The organism is bacterium (assembly GCA_023382385.1).
In the GTDB taxonomy this organism is placed as follows: domain Bacteria; phylum Electryoneota; class RPQS01; order RPQS01; family RPQS01; genus JABWCQ01.
In genome coordinates this window covers 129369-152442 of sequence record JAHDVH010000005.1, presented here as the reverse complement: position 1 = coordinate 152442, position 23074 = coordinate 129369, and the positions used below count along the sequence as shown (strand labels likewise).

Below are 23074 nucleotides of genomic sequence, written 5' to 3'. Positions count from 1 at the left end.
ATTAATCAGCCTTGGAAATGCAATCTACCGGGCACACTGACTGGCATTGCGGGTCAGGGAAGTGCCCCTCACATTCTACGCAAACATTCGGGTCAATAACAAAGATGTCCGGTCCTTCGGTAATTGCCTTTACAGGACAAACCGGTTCGCATGCGCCGCAGTTGATGCAGGATTCTTCGATTTTCAGAGCCATGAGATGTATCCTTTCTGGTAGCAGTCAAAGTTGTGAATTGATGGACTTACGGCAGCATTGTTCTGGACAGATTCAGGCTGCCGATGTATTCAGTTAGAATTCGCGGATAAATGCCGAGGAACGTGATGGCAAGAGTCACGAACAGAATCGCCACGCGCGGGCCGCCACGTGTTTCCACAGCCGAACCTTCGGGCACTTCGCCATAGTACGCAGCTTTCACAAGGAACAGGTAGTAGTATAATGACAGTACACTATTGCAAATTGCGATGACAACAAACCAGACGTGGCCGGCAGTCGCCGCGCTGCTGAATAGCAGCCACTTGCCGAAAAAGCCTGCGAGCGGGGGAACACCCGCTAACGAGAACAAGGAAACCAGCAGCGCCATCGCCATCAAGGCATTACGGCGATAAAGGCCCTGGAAACTTTGCAGCCGCGGATCTTCGCCTTCACGTTCGAGTTCGAGCACAACTGTGAAGATCACAAGATTCATCAGCAGATAGATCACCGAGTAGAACACCACAGCTTCGGGTGCGCTTGCTCCCAGGCCAATCATGCCTAACATCAAGTAACCTGCCTGTGCAATACTGGAATAGGCGAAAAGCCGCTTAACGGACGTCTGCCGAAACGCCACGAGATTGCCGAACGTCATTGACGCCAGAGCGAGTAGTCCAACTACAAACTCAAACTCCGGCAGATAGGGTTTCACAAGGTAGACAAGGCGGAACAGAACTGCGATACCTGCAAGCTTGGAAACAGACGCGAGGAACATAGCCACGGGGGATGCAGAACTCTCGTAAGCATCGGGTGCCCAAGCATGAAATGGGAATGCGGCGAGTTTGAATAGAAATGAACTTAGGACAAGCACGAGGCCCGGCAGGAGTAAGACATGATTTGCAGAAGCACTCGCCAATTGCGAAGCGACGGCTCCAAAGTTCAAACTGCCAGTGGCACCGTAGATATAGCTCACTCCGAACAGACCAATTGCGCTTGCAGACGCGCCGATGATCAGGTACTTCACCGAACTTTCAATTGACTCAGTCCGAGCGCGACGCATGCCAACCAGAGTATACATCGAATAAGACAACAACTCCATGGCGACGTACAGCACAAGGAAGCTGTACGCACTCGCCAGCAGCATCATGCCTAATCCGGCGGCAAAGAACAGGAAATAATACTCCGTACGCTGCACTTTGGGAATCGAACGAAGCGGCCAGCCGAGCAGGGCGTTCGCAAAGAGTCCGATAGCCATTAACAGCTTGAAGAACTGCGAATAGGAATCAATTCTATAACTATTCGCAAAGAGAATCCCTTGTTGTGATGTCGCCGCAAAGGCAGCCACCGCAACAAGCGCAGTTAGGATCAACGCTGCGAGTCGTGCCGTTCGCTCGCCTAATTTGTTACTGAGTGTCAAGCCGAACAGAATGAGTAGTGAACCGAGCGTGGTCCATTCGGGGAGCATCTGCATAATCATTTCAGGAGCTCCCGTGCATAGGGTGCAATGACGTCAGACAGCAATCTCGGCGCGACGCCGAAAAGGATCAATAGACCGGCCAAGAGGACGCGCGGGGAACCGGAAAAGATCCCAACATCTCTAATTTCCGGTGTCCTTCCGGCTTCGGGTCCGAAGAACACGCGCTGCAGTACTCGAAGCATATAGAAGGCTCCGAAGACAAGACTCGGCACAGCAATCAATGTCAGAACAGGGAAACGCTCGTAGGCGCCAAGGAAAATCATAAACTCGGCAGGGAAGCCGGCAAGCCCCGGCAAGCCCACACCTGCAAGCCCCGCCATGATGAAACACGTAGCGACCCAAGGCGCCTTACGCGCCAGTCCTCCGTAATCGTAGATATTACGAGTATGGGTCTGTTCATAAAAGAAGCCGACTGCAGAGAAGAAGAGTGCTGTCATGATCCCATGCGAGAACATCTGATAAACAGCCCCATTAATTGCCATAGGTGTCGCCGCCGCGAGACCAAACATAACAAGACCCATGTGTGACACGGACGAGTACCCTATCATATACTTCAAGTCCGTTTGCTGTGCCGCCACAAGGGCACCATACACTACACCGCTTGCTGCGAGGAGTCCCGCTACCGGTGCCCAGGTCTGTGCTCCGTGTGGAAACAACTCGATTCCGTACCTGAGGACGCCATAGGCGCCAAGCTTCATCAGAACGCCTGCATGCAGCATAGAAACCGCAGTGGGCGCCGCGACGTGACCATCCGGTGACCAGTTATGAAGCGGAAAGACCGCTGCCAGCGTTCCAAAACCCAAGAACATCAGTGGATAGACTAAATTCTGAAAGTCGTGGCTGAATCCGGTGTCACGTAAGACGAGGAAATCAAACGTGTGCGCGGTGCTCGTGAAGATGACCAAGATCAACCCGACAAACACAAGGCCACTGCCAGCCAGCAACATGACCGTCAATTTGAGCGCGGCGTATTCCCGGTTTGTCGAGCCCCAGATTCCGATCAAGAGGTACATCGGCAGCACAGCGACTTCAAAGAAGATAAAGAAGACCAGGAAGTCAAGACTAATGAAACTGCCAAATACGCCCGCTACCAGCAGTAAGAACAAAATGAAGTACTCTTTAACGCGAAAATCGATGCTGAAGGACGTTACGACGCCGGTCAGCATCACGATGGCATTCAAAAGCACTAGCGTTGCTCCAACTCCATCCACCGCAACATGGTAGCTAGAACCTAACCCGGGAACCCAAGCATACTGTTCCGTGAATTGAAATCCTGCAACTGCGCGATCGTAAGCCATGAACATCCATACAGAGAAGAACATGGCTACGAGCGAGACTGCCAGTGAGATCCAGCGCACCGCTTTGTCGTTCCCGTCCGGAACTGCAAACAGCACGAGAGCCCCAAATACCGGACAAAGAAGAATAACTGAGAGAATCGGAAAATCCATATTCTTGCTACCGATTCATTAATATGATGACGACTGCGGCGACGACTGCGAAGGAAACGCTCACGTACTGCTGCACTTCTCCAGTCATCGCACGAGCCAAGGTACGTGCTGCTGCCATACTGCTTTTGCCAATTCCGTCCAAGGCGCCCTTGACCACTGCCAGTTCGACACGATTCAAGAAGGCTGTAAACGGTAAATAGATCTTATGGACTATCTTTTCATAAGCGGCGTCAAGATACCACTTCTCGCGGAGAAGATGCGCGAAGCCCACCCAGTTAGCCATCGGGTCTTCCGAGTTCTTCCAGTAAAACACACGAGCTGAGTAGTAAGCCCCCGCCAACGCGAATAGCGTTGAAACAGCCGCCGTGATGAGCGCTGCAGAGCCATGATCGCCGTGCGGGAGGGTGAACCAATGCTCGACCCTCCAGAGCCAAAGATTACCAGCTACCACCGCACCAATTGTCAGCACTGTGAGTGGGAGTTTCATCCAGCTTCCCACATGCAACTTATGGCCGTGATGCTCCTCTGACGGAACTTTGAGCATTAAGAAAATGACACGTGCCGTGTAGTAAGACGTTATGAGCACACCGATTAGCGCTGCACCAAGGAGTAACCAGTCGCCTCTGACCAGCAAATGCTCGAGAATGGCATCCTTGCTGTAGAATCCGGCAAACGGGAAAATCCCCATCAAGGCCAGCGATCCAACCCCAAGGGCAATCATCGGCAGTTTCAGCTTTGCCCCGCCGGCCCTTGCGATGTCCGTAATTGAATTCGAATGCGCTGCATGAATAAACGCACCCGCCGTCAAGAATAGTAGAGCTTTGAAGAATGCGTGTGTGAAGAGGTGCATCATTCCCGCAATCACCGCACCGGACCCAATGCCGACCACCATATAACCCAATTGGCTGATGGTCGAATAGGCGAATACGCGTTTGATGTCACTCTGAACGATGGCTACCATGCCGCTCATCAGAGCGGTGAGCATCGCAAGCATGGCAAGTCCGTGCCAGACCGCCTGCACACTTTCGCTTCCAAGCGTAACAACGAAGGCGACACGTGCGAGAAGGTACACACCAGCAGCCACCATGGTTGCCGCGTGAATCAGCGCACTGACAGGTGTCGGACCTTCCATTGCGTCCGGAAGCCATCCATAGAGCGGAAACTGAGCACTCTTGCCGATAACGGCAAGGAATAGCGCCAGCGAAATCCAAACTCCATAATCATATCCGGCCAGCGCGGATTGCCAGCCGCCAGCCATTTTTGACTGCGCAAGCGCACCAAAGTCCAGCGTGCCAAGGCCGGTTGCCGCCAGCAACAAGGCCACGAAGAATCCCAAATCGCCAAGACGCGTCACGACGAACGCCTTGCGCGCGGCTGTAGCAGCTGAAGGCAGATGGTTCCAGAATCCGATGAGCAAGTATGAACCGAGACCCACCAACTCCCAGCACATAAAGGACTGCAAGAGGTTGGGGGCGACAGTGAAGCCCATCATTGCAAAGCAGAAGAGTGAAATGAATGCAAAGAATCGCGACTGGCTCTTGTCTTCTTCCATGTAGGACACGGAATACCATTGCACGAGCCACCCAATCACCGCCACAACCCACAGCATAACGAGTGACAGCGGGTCAAGCAGAATGCCAATCGAGAATCCGGCAGGATCTTTCAAGAGCCATTCCCAGGTCGCCTGTATCTTGAAACCGGGTTCGCCGACACCCCACAGCAGCAGGCTTGCGAACACCAGACTGAGGGTCCCGCCCGTGAGAGAAATGACTTTCGCAAGGCCAGGCCGACGCATCGCAAACAGAACGATCAATGCAAAAGACGCCAGCGGCGCCAGAACAGTCGCGATGCCAAGTTGTATTTGCGTAGCTTCAGTTATCATAATTAGCCGCGCAGGTGATCTACTTGCTCCACATTGATGGAGCGATAATGACGATAAACCGCAAAGACGATTGCGAGAAACAGGGTGGCCTCCGCTGCGGCCAAGCCGATCACGAAAAGCGTCATGATTTGGCCCGTCACTGTGCCGGGGAACAAGTAGTGGTTGAAGGCCATAAAGTTTATGCTTGCAGAGTTGAGCATCAACTCGATAGAAATCAGAAGTCCAACGAGATTTCTGCGCTCAATTATTCCAAACACGCCCAGAAGGAATAAGATAGCCGCAAGAACAAGATAGCTTGTCAGGGACATCATGGCTGCACCTCCCCTGAGGTTGAGGTCGCAGTGGGCTTGGGCAGTCTTGCTGTCTCTTCGTCCGGCAAATCGCGAGCGATGACTATCGCTCCGATTATGGCAACGGTCAAGAGCACCGAAATTACCTCGAATGGGAATACGAATTCGTCGAGTAGCACGCGGCCAATCTGCTGTACAGTCGGCGGAGTGTATGACACGATTCCTTTCGCCTTAACCGAAAAGGCAGCTGACAAGAGCGGGACAGCGACGATTAACGTGACAATCACGGAAGCAAGTAGTTTCAGAGCATTGCGCTGTCCACGCTTCAAGTAGAAAGGCGGGGACAGCATCAAGATGAATAAGATAGCGATCGCCACAGCTCCCAAGTACACGAGAATCTGGAGAACGGAAATCAGCTCGCCGCCCAATGGCACAAAGAGCACTGCCGTTCCGGTCAGGGTGAGAGCAAGTCCCAGTGCTGCATGGAACAAATTGCGCGCAATCGCCGCGATCATACCTCCAGACAAAGACGTGATCACGCCCATCAGAAACAGGTAGTCATTCACGCTTTGCCTCCCGTTTTGCCCTTGCGAGTCGGGAAGTTGTCAGAGGTTATGACATTGTCTTTAAGGATTTCGCGTCTCAAGAGAGAAGGAGAATAGGCCGCCATGTCACCGATCCTTGTATGCTCAAGCGCCTCTGTGGGACAAACGTCGACACATAGTCCGCAGTAACAGCAGAGCGCATCATCGATCACAAAGTCTACTGGTTCGTTCTTGTTCTGCTCGTTCTTCCTCGTCGTCAAGACAGGGATTGCGTGCGTTGGACAGATGCGCTGACACGCCAAGCAACCAATGCACTTGTGTTCAGCCGCAACATCGTCCGAAATCAAACGAACCGGGCCGCGATAGCGCGGTGATACAGGCACCGGTTCATGCGGATACTGAATTGTAACGCGGCGCCGGAAGATGCTGCGGAAAGTCACGCCGAGGCCGCTTAATAGACTAACCAGTCCGGGGAAGAATCCTCGTTCGCGATCTGCCATTATAGTCCTCCCCGGTAAACGACTGTTGAGATCAGCAGATTCACGATTGCGAGAGGAAGGAGAACTCGCCAGTTAAAATTCATTAATTGATCCGAGCGAAGTCGCGGGTAGGTCCAGCGAAGCCACATAACAACAAAGATGACCAAATAAGTCTTCAGGAAGAACCAGACGGCACCGTGCAACAGCGGGCCGTTCCATCCGCCGAGAAAGAATAAGGTCACGATTGCAGATAGGACGAATACCTGCGTGTACTCCGCAAGAAAGAACAGGGCGAAACGCATGCCTGTAAACTCTGTATGGTATCCTGCGACGAGTTCTGATTCAGCTTCCGGCAAGTCGAAAGGAGTGCGGTTGGATTCGGCCACTCCGCAAATCAGATAGATGATAAAGGCAAGCGGCTGAAGCACTATATAAGGAATGGGATCCTGTGCAGCCACTATGTCACTCAATTTCAAGGAACCTGCCATCAGAATAATGGTCAGGACCGCGAGCAACATCGGGATCTCGTAGCTGACGTTCTGCGCAACCGCTCGCATTGAGCCAAGCAGAGAATACTTGTTGTTTGACGACCATCCTGCCATCAGGATACCAATGAAAGCAATGTTCGCGATCGCCAGCAGGTATAACGCTCCGACGTTCAAATCACTCACCCCGATTCCGCCTGCGATGGGAATTGCCGCAACAAGAAGCGGCGCGGGCAGAAAGGTGATGATGGGGGCGAGAACAAACGTGACGCGATCCACAGAGCCTGGCGTAATCATCTCTTTGCCAAGTAGCTTTAGCGCATCAGCAAGCGTCTGGAAAAGCCCGATCGGCCCAACCTCCATCGGTCCCATTCTGTTCTGAATGACCGCTGACACTTTTCGTTCAAGCCAGACCAGGAACAGTGCATTCAGAGCGACGAACGTGACCACTACTCCAAATGCCAGCACGAGGCGAATAAGAATTTCAGGCACACTCACCGGTCGATCTCCGGGATAATTACATCAAGGCTGCCGAGGATTGAAACCACATCCGCTACGCGCGTTCCGGGTATCAATTGCTCAACAACCTGCAAATTTGCGTAGGACGGAACTCGAACTTTCAGACGATAGGGATTGGTAGTGCCGTCTGCGATCAAATACCAGCCTATCACGCCACGTGGTCCTTCGGTGATCGAGTAGTATTCACCTTCAGGGATCTTGAAGATGCGGGGCACTTTGGAGCGGATTGGCCCATCTTCCAGCTTTTGGAGTGCTTGCTCGATTAGATTCAAGCTTTGCTCCATCTCTGTCATCCGGACTCGTGAGCGTCCCAGACAATCACCGCGTTGATCCACGGCGACCTTCCACTCCAATGTTTTATAGAGGTCGCAGTAGGGCTCATCACGGCGCGCATCATAGTCGATCCCTGAGCCTCTGAGACAGGGTCCGGTAACTCCAAATTCGTGCGCCTGTTCTTTTGAAATCCTGCCAACGCCGTGCGTGCGCATCAGGAAAATTTCGTTCTCGATTACGAGCGTTTCGTATTCAACCAACCGTTTTCGCTCGTGGTCGACAAATTTCCGGACTTCCGAGGCGAACTCGCTGTACACATCATTGCGCACGCCTCCAAACACAATGTAGGACGTCGTCATACGTTGTCCGGACACTCGCTCAAAAATCGTGAGGATTTGTTCACGGTCCTCAAAACAATAGAGGAATGGCGTGATGGCACCGAGGTCCAGCAAGTAGGTCCCCAGCCAAACAAGGTGACTGGCAACGCGGCCCATTTCTCCCATGATGACACGAAGGGCTTCTGCACGCGGGGTCGACTCAATACCGGCCGCACGCTCCAGCAGTTTCGCATAGCCCCAATTGTAGTTCAACGGGGACAGATAGTCCATGCGATCGGTGTATGGCAAGAACTGCACATACTGCTTCGTTTCAGCCAGTTTCTCCGTGCCGCGATGGCTGTACCCCAGATGACAGCGTCCGCCAAGCACAGTCTCTCCTTCGATGTGCAGGAGAATTCGTAGCACTCCGTGGGTCGAAGGATGCTGTGGTCCCAGGTTTAGGAAGTAATCCCTGCGGCCGTCAGTCCCCTGACCCAGCTTCATAGCCGCTTGAACATCAATTTCAGGTATCTCCACAGTGTCCTCGGGAATCACAATCGGTGCACCATGAAAATCCTTGCGAAGCGGATGAAACTTCGTGAAGTGAGGAAGAAGCAGCGGCCGTGGATGTGGATGGTCGTTGAACGTGATACCGAACATATCCATGATCTCACGCTCATACCAGTCCGCTCCAGCGAACACGTTGCTCAGTGTAGGCAAAGTCGCGGTTTCGCGATCCGTACGGACTCTCAGTCTGATGCGTGGCCCGTCCGCGAACGGCTTGAAAAGATAAAGCACTTCCAACTCAGGCTGCCGGTCGACTCCAATTCCGGCCTCGAGAGCGAAGTGCAGTTCTTTCAAAACACGTGCAACTTGATGCAGCAGCGCCGGTGTCACCACGACGTCAACGTCCACGCCGTGCTTAACGTAATCTACTGCGCCGGCTTCGGTGGCACCCGCTGTTTTCAGACGATCTATCAGTTCCAAGTACTTGCTTGATTGCTCCGAGACCGGAGCTTCCGCTTCAGGCTCGAGTGGCATTTGTCGTTCCTGCTTTGATACTTTCCTGCAGCTCGAGAATTGCGTGAATCAGGGCTTCCGGGCGCGGAGGGCATCCGGGAACGAAGACATCCACCGGTACTATCTTCTCAACACCCTGCAAAACCGCGTAATTCTCATCCTGATCAAACGGGCCGCCGCAAATTGCACACGAACCAAGTGCGATTACCCATTTTGGTGAAGGCATCTGATCGTAAAGTCGTTTGATAATCGGTGCCATTTTCAAATTCACCGTTCCTGCCACAATCATCAAATCGGCCTGTCGCGGTGAATTCCGAAAGACGCCTGCGCCAAACCTGTCGGTGTCATAGCGGCTTGCCGAAGCAGCCATCATTTCAATCGCGCAACAGGCGATCCCGAATGTCAGCGGCCAGAGTGAATTTGCCCGAGCGAGGTCGAGTGCCTTCTGCAGAGGCAGGAAGCGTACAATCGGCGGTATGCTCTCCGAGTCATGACCTTCGTCGTTCGGTTCGACAGGTTCTATAGGTTCACGATGATCGTCATTCATGATCTAATTCCATTCCAGTACTTTCTTCTTCAACGCATACACCAGGGACAAGCTGAGGATAATCAAGAACGCCGCCACTTCTATGACGGGTAACCAGCTATCCCAAGAGCGCAACACGGCGACACATGGAACGATGAACGCCGTTTCCACGTCAAAAGCCATGAAAACCAGTGCGTAAATGTAGTAATGGGCTCGCACCTGTACCCATGCTTCGCCAATAATCGGCTGACCACTTTCATACGTTTCCGTGCGGAAGCGGCCCTTGCTCCGTGGTGCAACCAAATAAGGCAATCCTACAAGCAATCCGCCGAAAAGCAGAGTGCCGATTGCCATAGAGACTGGTATGATGTCTCGTAAATATTCCATTAGCTGGCCTGTGCAGATTGTTTCGGTGGAAGACTCATCAGGTAATCGTGCATGGCATTCGCTGCGCGGCGTCCGGCGCCCATAGCCAGAATCACCGTTGCAGCGCCGCTCACGATGTCACCACCGGCATAGACTCCCGGCACGCTTGTCGCGCAAGTGTCGGGGTCTACCTTTATCGTACCCCACTTCGTCAATTCAAGATTGGGCGTCGCTTTGGTCAGGATCGGATTCGGTGCATTGCCAACCGCAACGATGACCGCATCGCATTCGAGTTCGAACTCGCTGCCCTTGATGGGCACCGGTTTTCTGCGGCCCGAGGCATCCGGTTCACCTAATTCCATTCGTATGCAGCGAATCGCTTTGACGCGATACTGATCATCGCCGATAACTTCGATCGGGTTACACAGCAGGTTGAACTCAATCCCCTCTGCCTGGGCATGATGGACTTCCTCTCGACGCGCGGGGAGTTCGTCAATTGAACGGCGGTAGACCAGTGAGACTTTAGCCTTATTCAATCGCTTTGCAACGCGTGCCGAGTCCATCGCTGTATTGCCTCCACCGACCACGACAGTGTGCTTTGCATGGAGGACGGGAGTATCGTAGTCCGGGAACTTGTCCGCGCCGAGCAGGTTGATTCGAGTGAGAAATTCATTGGAGCTGAAAACGCCGATCAAATTCTCGCCCGGTACACCCAACATCTTCGGCAAACCGGCACCCGTTCCAATGAAGATCGCATCGTAGCCTTCGGCGAACAGTTCGTCAAGGGTTACGGTAACACCAATAACAACGTTGAAGACGAACTTAACGCCGAGCTGTTCGATGTAGGCGATTTCAGACTGCACAATGTCACGAGGAAGGCGGAATGTGGGAATACCGTAGGCCAACACTCCGGCTGGGCGATGCAATGCTTCAAAAACGGTCACGTCGTGTCCAAGCTTTGCCAGATCACCTGCGACAGTGAGTCCTGCCGGTCCCGAACCGGCGATAGCGATCTTCCGGCCGGTTGGCTCTGCTGATACACGCTCCGTAACCTGTTTGTGCATCCGCTCCCAGTCGGCAACAAATCTCTCCAAGTTGCCCACCGCAACCGGATCATGCTTGATACCTTCGATGCAGCGAGCTTCGCATTGCTCCTCCTGCGGACAGACGCGGCCACAGACCGCAGGCAGAGCATTGGATGCGCGAAGCGTGTTGGCGGCTTGCTGAAACTCACCTTCGCGAATTTCACGAAGGAACTTCGGGATATCGATATTAACCGGGCAGCCTTCGACACACTTCGGATTCTTGCAGTCCAGACAACGATTGGCCTCGGCAATCGCTTGCTCTGGCGAATAACCAATAGGGACTTCCTGAAAGTCCTGAACGCGTTCAGAGGCATCGCGTTCGGGCATTGGAACACGCGGGGGATGCAGCTTCAGATTGCGCTTCTGTTCAGGCATGACTGATGGCCTGTGTCAAGTGACAAGAGTGCAGATGTTCGACCGCAACGTGTTCCTCAGACACATACGAACGGTTGCGAAGAGTCAGTTCGTTGAAGTCGACTCCGTGTATGTCAAATTCCGGACCTTCAACGCAGGCAAAGCGTGTCTCACCATGCACGGTTACGCGACAAGCGCCGCACATTCCGGTGCCATCGACCATTATCGGATTCAACGAGGCCAGTCCCGGGATTTCCCATCGCTTCAAGACTTTTGCAACAGCATTCATCATGGGCACGGGACCAACGGCAATGCCGAATTTGTAGCCTGCGCCCTCGTCACACCAATGGTCCAGCACATCAGATACAAATCCTTTTGAGCCATGAGTGCCGTCGTCTGTGCAAACTCGCAATTCATCACAAACTTCTGCAAACTCGTCGGTCAGGATGAGAAGGTTTTTCGATCGGGCGCCGATAATCGCGTGAACTGTATTGCCCTGGGCTTTCGCGGCTTTGGCAATCGGCAGCAACGGCGCGGCTCCGACACCTCCTCCAATGACGATGAGCTTGCCCCAATCCTCGATATGCGTTTGCAGTCCAAGGGGGCCGACCAGATCGAGAATGCGGTCGCCAGCCGTATAGTAGCCAAACTCTTCGGTCGTCTTTCCCGCCACCTGCACAATCAGGCGGATCAAGCCTCGTTCTGAGTCGGTCTCCACGACTGTCAGCGGAATGCGCTCGCCATGCTCATGCAGGCGAAGAATGACAAATTGACCGGCCCGATGTTTCTTTGCAATTAAAGGTGCCTCGACCCAGTACTCGTGGATGCGATCCGCGAGCCGTCGGTGCATGTGTATGTGGTAGCCACGTTCCATATCAGACTTTCGCCATTCCCAACTCGTTTCGCGGAACCGGCGTGACATTACTGACAATGTCCCAACCCGTATGAAAAGCCAGCAAGTTCTTCTCAACCGTTCCAGCGGGGGCATTCTGCTCGATTGTGTGGATCATCTCTTCCTTCGGAATCACGTTCATCAGCTTACAGAATATTCCTAACGAAACAGCACTTGTGAACACCGGCTTTTCGACCGTTTGCTTGGTAACCTGAATGATCGGTATCGGATAGATTAGCTGCGGCCCTGATCCGGTGTTTTTCACAAGATTGGGGTCAATCACGACGATGGTATCTTCGCGAAGTTGAGTGGAAAAGAGCTTCCATGCATTCTGAGCAAGACAGAGAAAGAAATCGATACTGGTCAAGCGCGGGTAGCCAATAGGCTCCTTGTCAATCAACACGTCCACCGTTGTGGGGCCGCCCCGCACTTGCGCAGTATAGGTTGGACTCTGTAGAGCATTCAAACCCATATTGTGCGCCGCGAGAGCCACCCACTCGCCCGCAAGAATATTCCCTTGGCCGCCGACTCCGGCAAATCGAATTTCAGACCTCAAAGGGGCTTCCTCCTCCGGTCGGTTCCGGCTTGGGTTTGATGGATTCTGATTCGACTATCTTGCGCGCCGCATCCCGCACACGTTCCTGCGCATACTTCTGAAGCTGCGCATAGCGTTCGCTGTATTCTGGCTGATCCGTGACTTTGTGCATAACGCCTATCGGGTATTTGCCTTCACGCTCTTCCGGGGTCATTTTCTCCCACTTGCTAAGCATTACCGCATTCGACGCGATGTGCTGCACGAGTTCGGCGGGGTCCGGGTGTTTATTGCGGCGTCCGAATTGCGTGTGGCAATTGGACATGACTTCGATGACTGCAAAGCCTTTGTGGGCCAACCCGCCTTTGATCAATCGCTCCAGATAAATCCCGTTCGCTACATGTCCGCGCGCCACGTAGGTCGCGCCTGCCGCAATACATAGCTTACAGAGATCAAAGCCCGGGTCTATGTTTCCATACGGCGAAGTTGCGGCACGTGCACCGCCCGGAGTGGTTGGTGAAAACTGGCCACCGGTCATGCCGTAAATCTCGTTATTCACGATGACTAATGTGATATTGATGTTGCGGCGGCAGCTGTGAATAAGATGATTACCGCCAATCGCCGCAGAGTCTCCGTCACCTGCCATAACCACGACGTTCTTTTCCGGCGCAGCCATCTTCAATCCGGTGGCAAACGTCAACGCGCGGCCATGAGTCGTGTGCAGCGTGTTCATGTTGACGTATCCCGGAGCTCGCGACGTGCATCCGATGCCCGAAACAAATCCTGTGGTGTCCTGATCCCAGCCCATCGACTCCATGCTGCGAATCAACGATTTCAAAACCACGCCAATCCCGCACCCCGGGCACCAAATATGCGGCATCAGTTCTGGACGCAACCATTCTGCGTAATTAAAGGCCACGATGCACCTCGCGTATCTTGTCCAAGACGTTCTGCGGTTCAATCGGAACTCCGCCGACGCGATTTACTCCAAACAGGCTCACATCTCTCCGCATCGCGGAACGTTCGACTTCCATCCGCAGCATACCCATATTCATTTCAGGTACGATCACGGCCTTCACCCTGTCGGTCAATGCGCGAACGGTGTCTTTGGGAAAAGGCCAGAAAGTGATTATGCGCATTAGTCCGGCTTTTATTCCCTCGGCACGTGCAGCATCCACGGCGACTCTCGAGGCGCGGCCCGGAGAACCAAATGTTATGATTGCTATGTCCGCATCATCCAGCAAATAGGACTCATTGCGCTCGATGTCTCGCTGCTTAAGCAAAATTTTGTTGACGAGATGCTCTATGCTCTCCTGAACAATCTCAGGGGCAGTGGTTCCAAAACCCGCCCGATTATGGGTCAGACCGGTGATGTGAATGTGCTTGCCCTGATAGAAATCGTGGAACGGACGGTAGCTATTGGCACCATACCTTTCCTGATACCAACTGCGTGGGTGAATCGGATCGAGATCGCTTCCCGTGGGCAACTCAAAACTTTCAGTTGTGTGAGCAATGATCTCATCTATCAGCAGAACGACAGGCGTACGATATTCTTCAGCCAAGTGAAAGGCACGAATCGTCTCACGGTAGACTTCCTGTGGATAGCCGGGAGTAAGAGCAATGATCGAATGATCACCATGTGTGCCCCACCTTGCTTGCATGATGTCACCTTGCGCGGGTGCAGTTGGCGTGCCTGTGGATGGACCACCGCGCTGCACGTTGACCACAACACAAGGAGTTTCTGTCATAATCGCATAGCCGATGTTTTCTTGTTTCAGCGAGAATCCCGGACCCGAGGTGGCAGTCATGGATTTGGCACCACCCAGCGATGCTCCTACAACCGCTCCCATCGCCGCGATTTCGTCTTCCATTTGCAAGAAGACTCCCCCCAATTGCGGCAATCGCAACGACAATAGCGCGGCAACTTCAGAAGATGGCGTTATTGGGTAGCCGGCATAGAAGTTACAGCCAGCCCGCAATGCGGCTTCCGCGATCGTTTCATTGCCGGCCCAGAAGACTCGTTCTCGGGTGTTCACGCCGCACCTCCGGCCTTCTGCTTTTCCGCAAAGACGGTGATGGCGAAATCCGGACACTCCGCCTCACAGATTCCGCAGCCATTGCAGGCTTCCATGTTTGCGACTTTTACAATCGCCCCTTCCCAACGGTCCGGCGTATCTTCCATCACCAGAGTATTGGTCGGGCACAGGTCCACACAGATGCGGCAACCCTTGCACCACGTCTCGTGAACCACCAACTTGAACATTCCGTTCGCGGAGGTTGTCTCCACGATGCTCATGCGTACTCCTTCTTAATCAGACAGTTATGGTCCAATTTGGGCCATTTTTGCTGCTGCTTGCACGCGATTTCCATGCTTTCCAGCGCGTGATTTATGATTGACCTCAATGTACCAACGAGGGTTACGAGTTGCAAGCTATATGTGCCTATGTTACAGAGAATGCGTGCAGTAAACAATCATTGAAAAGTATCGAGTATGTTGGGCCTTAGAATTGGACTAGTTTCGTAAGATTCGAAAAATCACGAGGCATGCGACTGATTTTTAGGGTTTCTGGGCCTCTGATTTGAGCGTTTTGGAGTGGTTGGGGCGGTTAGCACATTAAGGCGTGATTTGCGATAATTGCAGCCTTTTCTGTTGTTTTGAGTAGGATTCCTCGAGTCTGAGTGATACTGTCGCTCGTTTCATACGCGGCGGCTCAGTGTCATGTGAAAATCTTCACAGTTCGCTTGTAACCTATTCTTGTTAGGAGCATCTAAGTTCATTGATGATCCAATGAGGCTCGGTTATCCTCAACACACTGCCTGCTACTGTAACTGTCCTGCAACACAGGTTTATCAGCAGACGACGTCTTGCGCTCTTTATGGCGCGAAGTGTCTCTGATACGGAACATTACAGATCTGGTCAACTTACTAATCTGGAGAGAGAAGGCACCTTAGACAAGACGAACTTCCATACTGTGTGTCAATGTCACTTGACTTTCGGGGAACCCGTGCCGATATTGGGAGTGTTCGAAGCAGTATTTGTCCTTGACATCAACGAAGAGGTGCGATTTCTCAGAATCTCTCAGCATCGCGGATTCTCGGTTGAAACAGCCTCAGGCAAGATGTCCGTTTCTGGACAGTTTCGGCAAGTCACTTGCTTGACCCGTTAGATACAGGCATGTATTGCGGCTGAAACGCCGCGCCGACTTCTCCATGATTCGGGCTGCTTCGATTCGAGAATCAACACTCAGTAGTGATTGTACAAGTGCAATGCGGGCTCAGGATAACCTGAGCCCGCTTGGCGTCTAAATGTGTTGATCCATCCTGCAAGTGTCTCGTTTTCGACAGGCTATTGAGAACTCGAGACAAAACGCCCCGCTCTGTTGAGCGGGGCGTCCAATGCTTGGCATTGCTGCCACGCTACTCATCGAGCATAGACTCCGGGGGCAACATAAAAAGTGGCTGTCCGGGCCGCTTGGCATAGGTTCGCAAGACCTGCAAGCTGTACGGAATAACCTCGCTCTCAACCGATTCCTGTTGGCCGAGCAGTCCAAGCCGATAACCTATGAGACCCAAAGGTGATGCCGGCGCGAAGAGCCTGTCAAAATTTATTAGGCTCGGTTTCGGGTATTCTACAATCCGAATTTTCTCGCGTTTTGAAATGCCCGCCTTCTGCTTGGCATAGGCGATTGCGTCTTCAAGCCCGCCGATCCCATCCGCGAGATTTCTCTCAATCGCTGCCTGCCCGCTCCAGACCCGCCCCTGGGCAATTGCTTCCACTTCGCTTCGGCTCATCTCGCGGTCTTCCGCCACCATTCCTACAAAGTCATCATAGTGCTCACGGATAATCTTCTCCACACGCCGGCGTTCGCCATCATTGACCGGTCTATTTGGAACTTCGAAATTCAGGAATGGCAGCACTACTCCAGTACCCAAGTCTGCATGCCTGCCAATCTGGACATTATCGTAGGTCAAACCCGTCTTATCTGTCAAACCGTCGTTCCACACCCACCCCGCAATTACGCCGATGGAACCGGTGATTGAAAACGGTGAAGTAAAAACATAGTCCCCCGGCGAACTGAGCCAATAGCCTCCCGAGGCGGCAACACGTCCCTGTGTGACGATCATTGGCTTTTCTTCTGACACTTTTCGCATCTGGTCTGCGACCCAGTCTGAAGCCATTCCGTCACCACCAGGAGAGTCGACACGTAACACGACGGCATCGTAGTCATCATCTTCCGCGAGCTTTCGCAGAAGTCTTGACGTATAACGGCCGCGAATCCCCGTATCCATATCGCACTCACCCAATGCATAGACCAGTGCAATGGTCGGATATTCACTCCAACGCTGATCGGCAAACGGCGCTTCTGTAAGCTCATCCTTGTTTATGAAGCTTTTCTTGGTGCCGCTCCAATATTCTACCAGACTCGCCGCGTCATCCCACCTTCCCAGGGTATCCACCAGTCCGAATCGATAGGCTTCATGAGCGGTCAACAGAGCAAGTGAATCCATTGCCAGCATGATGGAATCCTCGCTGATACCGCGACCGCTGTTTAGCGCATCTGCCCACGCCGCATGAATGTCCTCCAACAGTGCCATTCTCTGCTCGCGGTCCTTTTCGGACATATCACGACGCGCTAAGACTTCGAAGGCCGACTTGTACTCAAAGTAGCGCCACTCTTCCACGCCTAATCCGAGCTTCTCAAGCATACCTTTATAATACGTACCGCCCATCACCCAACCCATCATGTCTGCCAAGCCTAACGGGTCCATCCACACACGATCCGCCTGTGCAATGAGGTACATGTGAGTCAGTGTCGGTCGATCAACGTACATATACACGCTCTTGCCGGTTGCCCGGAAGTCTTTGAGCTTCTCGCCCAATTCCCACGCCAACTGAAGAGACGAGTGAAATCCGGACATGTTCAATGCAATGCCGCCAACGCTCACATCACGCTTTGCCGCCTCAATCCATTCGATGGTTTCGAGTAGACTGTGTCGACCTTGATCAAGCCACTTTGATTTCCTGTACGTGAGGACGCCGCGCATTCCCGCCGCGACGACTCGTTTATCTTTGTCGATCCATTTGCCCGCTTGGAAACTCGGCTCAACTTCTCCCAACCGAATAGCGTAACTTGTTCGAAGTCGTTCGTTGTCTTTATCAAATTGCGGTGCAGCGTGCATGCCGGTTGCATCAAGTGAGATCCCGGCACCAATTGTCAGCCACGGTGCAGGATCGTCCGGAAGAACTTTCGAGACTTTCGCCGCAAGACGGATACCGTCAAGCGGCATGAACTCAATCCCTGCTCCCCACTGCATCGTCTGCGGATTGTCCTTGTCGTGTGCAGCAGCATCTCCAAAAATGGTCACCCGATGTGATCCCCAAAAGGGACGCAAACCAAGATCCAGAAGCATTTGGCTTCGTCCGTTTCGCAATCCGAGAGTCCAAGCGCTTCCAATGGAGACATACTTATTGGGACGCATCAGATTACCAACGGTCATATAGTGTTGTCGAAACTCGTCCGTCCGAGCACCTTTTGCCCAGCCGTATGACAGTCCCCAATAGTCTTTTCTCCCGCCTCCCGCCAATGCGAGCTGATACTCATCGAGAGACACTACTTCCTCGCCCGGGATTAGCGAGCGTCGCATGGAAGCTCCGAGACCGTGTCCGCCGAGCAAGATTCCCCAGTTATCGATACGCTTATTCGCAATGCTGCGGTCATTCCATGTGAACACCGCTTCGCCTTTGGTCATGGCTGCCCAGCCCGCAGGATTCCAATACGAACCCAGCGCGCCCATGTAAGTTCCGGCGGATCCTGCGGTCTCGAGCACTCCCAATCCATAGTTGGGAAGCAGCGGTGGAGTTGCTGCGCGTGCGGTGAACATCGCCGTTGATAGTGCAAATGCAACAGCGAATCGAAAATGTGACTTCATTTGGGTGATGGCAATGAGAGAACCAGGTCTATCCGCCGGTTCAGCGCTTTGCCTCGCGCGGTTTTATTAGATGCGATCGGCGAGCTTTCTCCCTTGCCGATAGTTTGTATCGACACAGACTGGGGAACCTCTTCCTGCAATAGTTTGCCCACAGCTTCTGCTCGCTTTTGCGAGAGTTCGAGGTTGCCTTCCTCCGAGCCATCGTCATCGGTGTGTCCTTCAACCGTAACCCCGACTCCGGGAAAAACGGAAATTGCCTCAGCGGCCTTCTTCAGAATGGCACGCTGATCCCTGTCGACCGTTGATTTTCCACTTGCAAACTTCACCCCGTAGAGGTGAATGATCACATTCCCTTCCATCGTCTGATAAACAACTGCATCGCCCGGGTCAAACGCCGTTTGAGCAAGCTGGACTCGCTGTGCAGTCAGCTCATTCTTGCGCAATCTACTCACTGCAACATCACGCTCCATTTGCATGTCGCGCATGCGCTGCTCAAGCTCAATCATCTGGTTCTGAACATCCGCGAAGCGAGTCTGCATTTCGGTCAAAGAACGTTCCATGCTTTCATGCGACCTGCCAGTCGCTCTCTCCAGAGAATCACGTTCCGCCTTTAGCTTTGCCTGGATCCGGCTATACAGTTTGCGGAAATCCTTCACGGCTTCCGCGCCCCCGCGTGAAAAGTCAAGTGTATCGCCGGACGCCAACGCAATTTCGAATAGCAGGTCATCATAAGGCAACAGCATTGTCTCAATCTGCGTCCGCGATTTCTTTGTGTCATTCAAGTAATTGAGCTGGCCAATGGCATGCTTCGCATGTCGAGATGCTTCCGCCGCCGCGATTCTACATTCGTCAAGGCTCTCCTGAGTCAGGAACGCTTCCGCACGTGAAACAGCCTGCCGCGCACGTGCCATCAACATGGGGAACTGTTGATCACACCCCGCCTTCTGAGCCGCGGCCACATCCGCTTTTGCATTCGCCAACAAACCGTCGCGCAGCGATTCGCGACGGGCGGCCCAGTATTGCTGCGCAAGGGGCTCCCGCAGCCCGTTCACCTCCGCATCTCGTCCGACTTCGATAGATGCCGCCAAATCTCTTAAGCCCCGCTCAGCCTTTTGCCAAATAGGCAGATTGGTCTGCTCCGCGCCGGCGAGGAGTGCGGCAGCGCGCGCGTCAAGCACAATCTGAAGGCGCTCTCGAGTTTGCGCGGTGCTGGCCGCCGCGGTTTCAAGACTTTCAATAGCGCTTTCTAATGATAGACGCACCAGCTGCTCGCTGCCGCCCGACTCCATCTGTTTGCGCGCTTCTTTCACCGACGTTTCCGCCTTGCTAACCCGCGTTGGCGCCAGCAAGTTCAGGCCGCCTTCGTAGGCCTGAGCCAATGCCGTTTCCGCCTCTGCGAGCAAATCTTCAAGTGTAAGCGCGGGCTGGCCTGACAAGGTTGTTGCGGCAAGCAGAACTGACAAAACTATCAGGTATATTGATCTACTTAACATCGAACAAGATTGGTTACTTCTTCATTAGTACGGGTACAACTTGGTCAACTCGAACCCATCCGGCCTGAATTCCCACCTTTGCTTCCTGTTTGTCACGCTCCAAGAAGATGATCGGCGTGTTCAGCAAGTCCATTTCCTTTGTCGCACCTTGGACTTGAACCCTGACGCGTGCGACACACACACTATCGCCGCAACCCCAGTCAAAGCCTTCCAGGGCTTTACTCCGCTTGTCCCAAGCGGAGTAGTCCATGCGCGCTTCAATGCCGCGCGGGGCGAGCACCTCAATCCAATCTCCGACACGGGTAAATGCCTGGGCGGGTTGATTAATCGCGAGCGGAAAAAAATCTCCGTGTGACCTCATAGCTTCGCGGCTTCGGTCGAATGTCAGAAACTGTAGCCACACAGAGTCTCGAGCCGCGTAGGCATCCGTCTGCCAAACCCACGGGGACACTCCGGTTTGCCAAACGCTAACCGCCTGCTCAGTGGAAATCAAGAGTGCGTTTCTTGCCAAACTCACATTCAGCAGCGTATCTCCCGGGATTCCGGCACCACGCGGATCTACATACATCATCGTTGCACTACTTGGCGAGTAGCTAATCAAAGCGTTGGAGTGTTCCTTATCCAGTGACTTGCAGTACATCCAAACGGTGTCCTGTCGCACTCCAATCCAACGCGGTGCAACGCCCTCCAAACCGCTGCCGTAAACTCGACCGAATTGATCAAGCCGCGTGTTGTACCATCCAAGTCCAGCCAGCGGAGTGCTGTCTTGACCTCGAGATGCAATAAGCCCGAACCAGATGCGCTCCCCATCTGCGAACAGCGGCCCGATTTCCTCTTGAATCTCAGCCGCTGAGATTGAGATGAGGTGCCAAGCGTCTGCGAGCACTTGCAGAGCAGCTCGGCTTGGCGGCGTGATGACTTTGTCCTCCGCGCCTGAGGCTTCCTGCTTCACGAGAGCATCCCCGCGCGTCGGGTGACAGGTATAGGCTGCATTCCCGACAATAGTGCGACAGGTTCTCCCTTCATCAACAATCCGCACGTCAACGGAATCGCGCGGAACGGTGAACATCGCGCCCAGTTGTCCTGAATACACTGCGGCCCAAGTGTCATTCAGGAAGTATGCGCGATGCTCGTCATACGTAATTTCAGGGAATGCAACGAGGACGCTCGACGACTTCAGCTGTCCGACTGCACTCGCGGAGCAAAGCATGAAGAGAATTAAGCGGAAGATCATCTGAGCCATTGCGTGAACAGCGCCGGACCCGCCCCAACCCCGCCAAAGGAGTACTCGAGTAATGAACGCAGGAGCATGACGGCGATCAGCGCGAGAATCGTACGGAACAACCCTATCCCCAAGCCAATCCAGAGGATGAAGAAGTTTAGGACGGCGATGATTGCGCTACCTATCCAGAAATCTGAGAAAATGGCCTTAATGCCGCCCGAAACGAAGGCCAGCAGCATCACGACAATGAACACGCGCAACAAACCCGGAGCTTCTTCGCGCTTGGCAAGCAGTGAACAGGCCAAATAGTAGAGGAGCGCCTCTACGACGAGTTGGAGAAACATGGTGCTGTGAGAATTTACTGAACGAATACCGGGAAGAAGAGGATTCTCCCCATGACGAAGGGCAAACGAGCGGTCAAGAGTGCCTTATGGCAAGTATACTATGCGCATCGGCGACGAATCAATGCCGTTACCTGCTAATTGCACAAAATAGCTCCCTGCGCCGAATCCAGCGAAATCAAGCTTGAGGGAGTTTTCAGATGGGTTTACAGATCTGAAAAGCACTTCTCGCCCATTCACGTCAAAGATAGTTAGAGATGCGTTTGCGCGTACCACGCCCATCCAGGAGATCGTGGTTGTAGAATTGAAAGGATTGGGAAATGCACTAAGCGCAAAGTCGTGTGGGATAAGAGGCGATTCATCAGCTGTTAACGCCGAATTCTCGACAACCGTCAGTCCGGCTGTCGTCGCGGCAAGAACATATTGATCATTGCCTGATATGGCAAGGCTATTGATTCCGCCGGTCACCTGCACGGAAGATGAAAACTGTGGCGTATTGCCCGTTTGGCGGAGATACTCAATGCCGCCAGTCGACAGTCCGATTACAGAATAGTTGGAGCCGGATGCAAGCCCGCGGATTTGACCCGCAGCGCCATATTGACCGGCCAAGGTATAAGTATTCGGATGAAGAGCAGAGAATTGAAGTCCTTGCGCGAAGTTGACGTAGCTCCCGCCTAACGCGACGTTGGAATACTCTGATGAGCCAAATTCGTCTGATTCGCTCAAAGTGACAACACCTTGATTCACCTGCCAGCTGAGCAGAAATGCTCCATCGCTTCCGGCGCAGTGTATCTTCCGTGAAGCGGCATCAATCGCCACGCGGTTTGCAGGGCGCCCATACGCGGTCAAGAGGCGAGGCTGTGCCGGATCATGCAATCCGAAAAGCGTCACGTTCAGACTTGTAGCCGCGACCAGAAAGGTGTCACCTACTGAGACATCCTTCACAGGTGCTGCAGCCAATACATTGCGCACCCAACTCGGCGATGAAGGAGTGTCCGCATCGATGACGACCACCCCGCTGCCTTGGCCAGCGCAGTAGACATGATCGCCGCGGAAGGCCACGCCCGTCAGCGTTCCAACACCCGGCGCGAGCTGGCCGATAACTGCCGGGGAATTGGGATTCGCAAACGAGACGACGCTGAATGAGTTCGAACCCACAGTATAGGCGATCGAACCCGAGACTGCAACATCCTCTCTGGGGGATAAGGGAACGCTGCCCTTGACCTGAAGGAACTGAGCCGTGGCAAGGTTTGTTCCAAGCAGGCAAGATAGGCAGACTGCTGTCAATTTCCGCATCATATTCCTTAAAGTATTAAAAAATACAGCCATTTGCAAGCCTTTAGACACGCGGTGCCGAAGGCTGGTGTTTGTGAATCTTGTGCTGCTTTCGTATATTTTCTGGATTTACGA

22 protein-coding genes are annotated in these 23074 nt (G+C 53.4%); all 22 read right to left on the bottom strand.

The window, feature by feature from the left end; all coding sequences use genetic code 11:
* Position 1: 1 nt before the first annotated feature.
* A complete protein-coding gene (locus KJZ99_11415; protein ID MCL4306516.1) occupies positions 2–193 on the bottom strand; it encodes a 4Fe-4S binding protein in 192 nt (63 codons plus the stop codon).
* Between the two features lie 46 nt (positions 194–239).
* Complete coding sequence (locus tag KJZ99_11410) at positions 240–1664, bottom strand: NADH-quinone oxidoreductase subunit N (GenBank protein MCL4306515.1); 1425 nt, start codon at positions 1662–1664, stop codon at positions 240–242.
* A complete protein-coding gene (locus KJZ99_11405; protein ID MCL4306514.1) occupies positions 1661–3127 on the bottom strand; it encodes an NADH-quinone oxidoreductase subunit M in 1467 nt (488 codons plus the stop codon). The genes KJZ99_11410 and KJZ99_11405 overlap by 4 nt, the downstream gene beginning before the upstream one ends.
* On the bottom strand, positions 3120–4994 hold the full coding sequence (locus tag KJZ99_11400; protein ID MCL4306513.1) for an NADH-quinone oxidoreductase subunit L: 1875 nt from the start codon (positions 4992–4994) through the stop codon (positions 3120–3122). Before KJZ99_11400 ends, KJZ99_11405 begins: the two co-directional genes overlap by 8 nt.
* Positions 4995–4996: 2 nt before the next feature.
* Positions 4997–5305, bottom strand: a complete 309-nt coding sequence (nuoK, locus tag KJZ99_11395) for an NADH-quinone oxidoreductase subunit NuoK (protein MCL4306512.1) — start codon at positions 5303–5305, stop codon at positions 4997–4999.
* Positions 5302–5850 (bottom strand): NADH-quinone oxidoreductase subunit J, encoded by a 549-nt coding sequence (locus tag KJZ99_11390; GenBank protein MCL4306511.1) that lies wholly within the window; start codon positions 5848–5850, stop codon positions 5302–5304. Before KJZ99_11390 ends, nuoK begins: the two co-directional genes overlap by 4 nt.
* Positions 5847–6329, bottom strand: a complete 483-nt coding sequence (locus KJZ99_11385; protein ID MCL4306510.1) for an NADH-quinone oxidoreductase subunit I — start codon at positions 6327–6329, stop codon at positions 5847–5849. Before KJZ99_11385 ends, KJZ99_11390 begins: the two co-directional genes overlap by 4 nt.
* Positions 6329–7291: an NADH-quinone oxidoreductase subunit NuoH gene (gene nuoH, locus KJZ99_11380; protein ID MCL4306509.1), complete on the bottom strand. Its 963-nt coding sequence runs from the start codon at positions 7289–7291 to the stop codon at positions 6329–6331. Before nuoH ends, KJZ99_11385 begins: the two co-directional genes overlap by 1 nt.
* On the bottom strand, positions 7288–8943 hold the full coding sequence (locus tag KJZ99_11375; GenBank protein ID MCL4306508.1) for an NADH-quinone oxidoreductase subunit D: 1656 nt from the start codon (positions 8941–8943) through the stop codon (positions 7288–7290). The genes nuoH and KJZ99_11375 overlap by 4 nt, the downstream gene beginning before the upstream one ends.
* Complete coding sequence (nuoB, locus tag KJZ99_11370) at positions 8927–9469, bottom strand: NADH-quinone oxidoreductase subunit NuoB (protein ID MCL4306507.1); 543 nt, start codon at positions 9467–9469, stop codon at positions 8927–8929. Before nuoB ends, KJZ99_11375 begins: the two co-directional genes overlap by 17 nt.
* A gap of 3 nt (positions 9470–9472) precedes the next feature.
* Complete coding sequence (gene ndhC, locus KJZ99_11365) at positions 9473–9802, bottom strand: NADH-quinone oxidoreductase subunit A (GenBank protein MCL4306506.1); 330 nt, start codon at positions 9800–9802, stop codon at positions 9473–9475.
* A 32-nt stretch (positions 9803–9834) separates the two neighbouring features.
* Positions 9835–11274, bottom strand: a complete 1440-nt coding sequence (gene gltA / locus KJZ99_11360; GenBank protein ID MCL4306505.1) for an NADPH-dependent glutamate synthase — start codon at positions 11272–11274, stop codon at positions 9835–9837.
* A complete protein-coding gene (locus KJZ99_11355) occupies positions 11267–12103 on the bottom strand; it encodes a sulfide/dihydroorotate dehydrogenase-like FAD/NAD-binding protein (protein MCL4306504.1) in 837 nt (278 codons plus the stop codon). The genes gltA and KJZ99_11355 overlap by 8 nt, the downstream gene beginning before the upstream one ends.
* A 25-nt stretch (positions 12104–12128) precedes the next feature.
* Entirely contained in the window at positions 12129–12701 is a 573-nt protein-coding gene (locus tag KJZ99_11350) for a 2-oxoacid:acceptor oxidoreductase family protein (GenBank protein MCL4306503.1), read from the bottom strand.
* Positions 12691–13596, bottom strand: a complete 906-nt coding sequence (locus tag KJZ99_11345) for a 2-oxoacid:ferredoxin oxidoreductase subunit beta (GenBank protein MCL4306502.1) — start codon at positions 13594–13596, stop codon at positions 12691–12693. The genes KJZ99_11350 and KJZ99_11345 overlap by 11 nt, the downstream gene beginning before the upstream one ends.
* Positions 13586–14713: a 2-oxoacid:acceptor oxidoreductase subunit alpha gene (locus KJZ99_11340; protein ID MCL4306501.1), complete on the bottom strand. Its 1128-nt coding sequence runs from the start codon at positions 14711–14713 to the stop codon at positions 13586–13588. Before KJZ99_11340 ends, KJZ99_11345 begins: the two co-directional genes overlap by 11 nt.
* The gene (locus KJZ99_11335) at positions 14710–14940 is read right to left on the bottom strand and encodes a 4Fe-4S binding protein (protein MCL4306500.1); all 231 of its coding nucleotides are present in this window, start codon (positions 14938–14940) and stop codon (positions 14710–14712) included. Before KJZ99_11335 ends, KJZ99_11340 begins: the two co-directional genes overlap by 4 nt.
* A 1154-nt stretch (positions 14941–16094) precedes the next feature.
* On the bottom strand, positions 16095–18608 hold the full coding sequence (locus KJZ99_11330) for a S49 family peptidase (protein MCL4306499.1): 2514 nt from the start codon (positions 18606–18608) through the stop codon (positions 16095–16097).
* Positions 18605–20071, bottom strand: a complete 1467-nt coding sequence (locus KJZ99_11325) for an OmpA family protein (protein MCL4306498.1) — start codon at positions 20069–20071, stop codon at positions 18605–18607. Before KJZ99_11325 ends, KJZ99_11330 begins: the two co-directional genes overlap by 4 nt.
* A 43-nt stretch (positions 20072–20114) precedes the next feature.
* On the bottom strand, positions 20115–21335 hold the full coding sequence (locus KJZ99_11320) for a hypothetical protein (protein MCL4306497.1): 1221 nt from the start codon (positions 21333–21335) through the stop codon (positions 20115–20117).
* Positions 21332–21667, bottom strand: coding sequence for a hypothetical protein (locus KJZ99_11315; protein ID MCL4306496.1), 336 nt, complete (start codon positions 21665–21667; stop codon positions 21332–21334). Before KJZ99_11315 ends, KJZ99_11320 begins: the two co-directional genes overlap by 4 nt.
* A gap of 84 nt (positions 21668–21751) precedes the next feature.
* Positions 21752–22960 (bottom strand): T9SS type A sorting domain-containing protein, encoded by a 1209-nt coding sequence (locus KJZ99_11310; GenBank protein ID MCL4306495.1) that lies wholly within the window; start codon positions 22958–22960, stop codon positions 21752–21754.
* Positions 22961–23074: the final 114 nt, after the last annotated feature.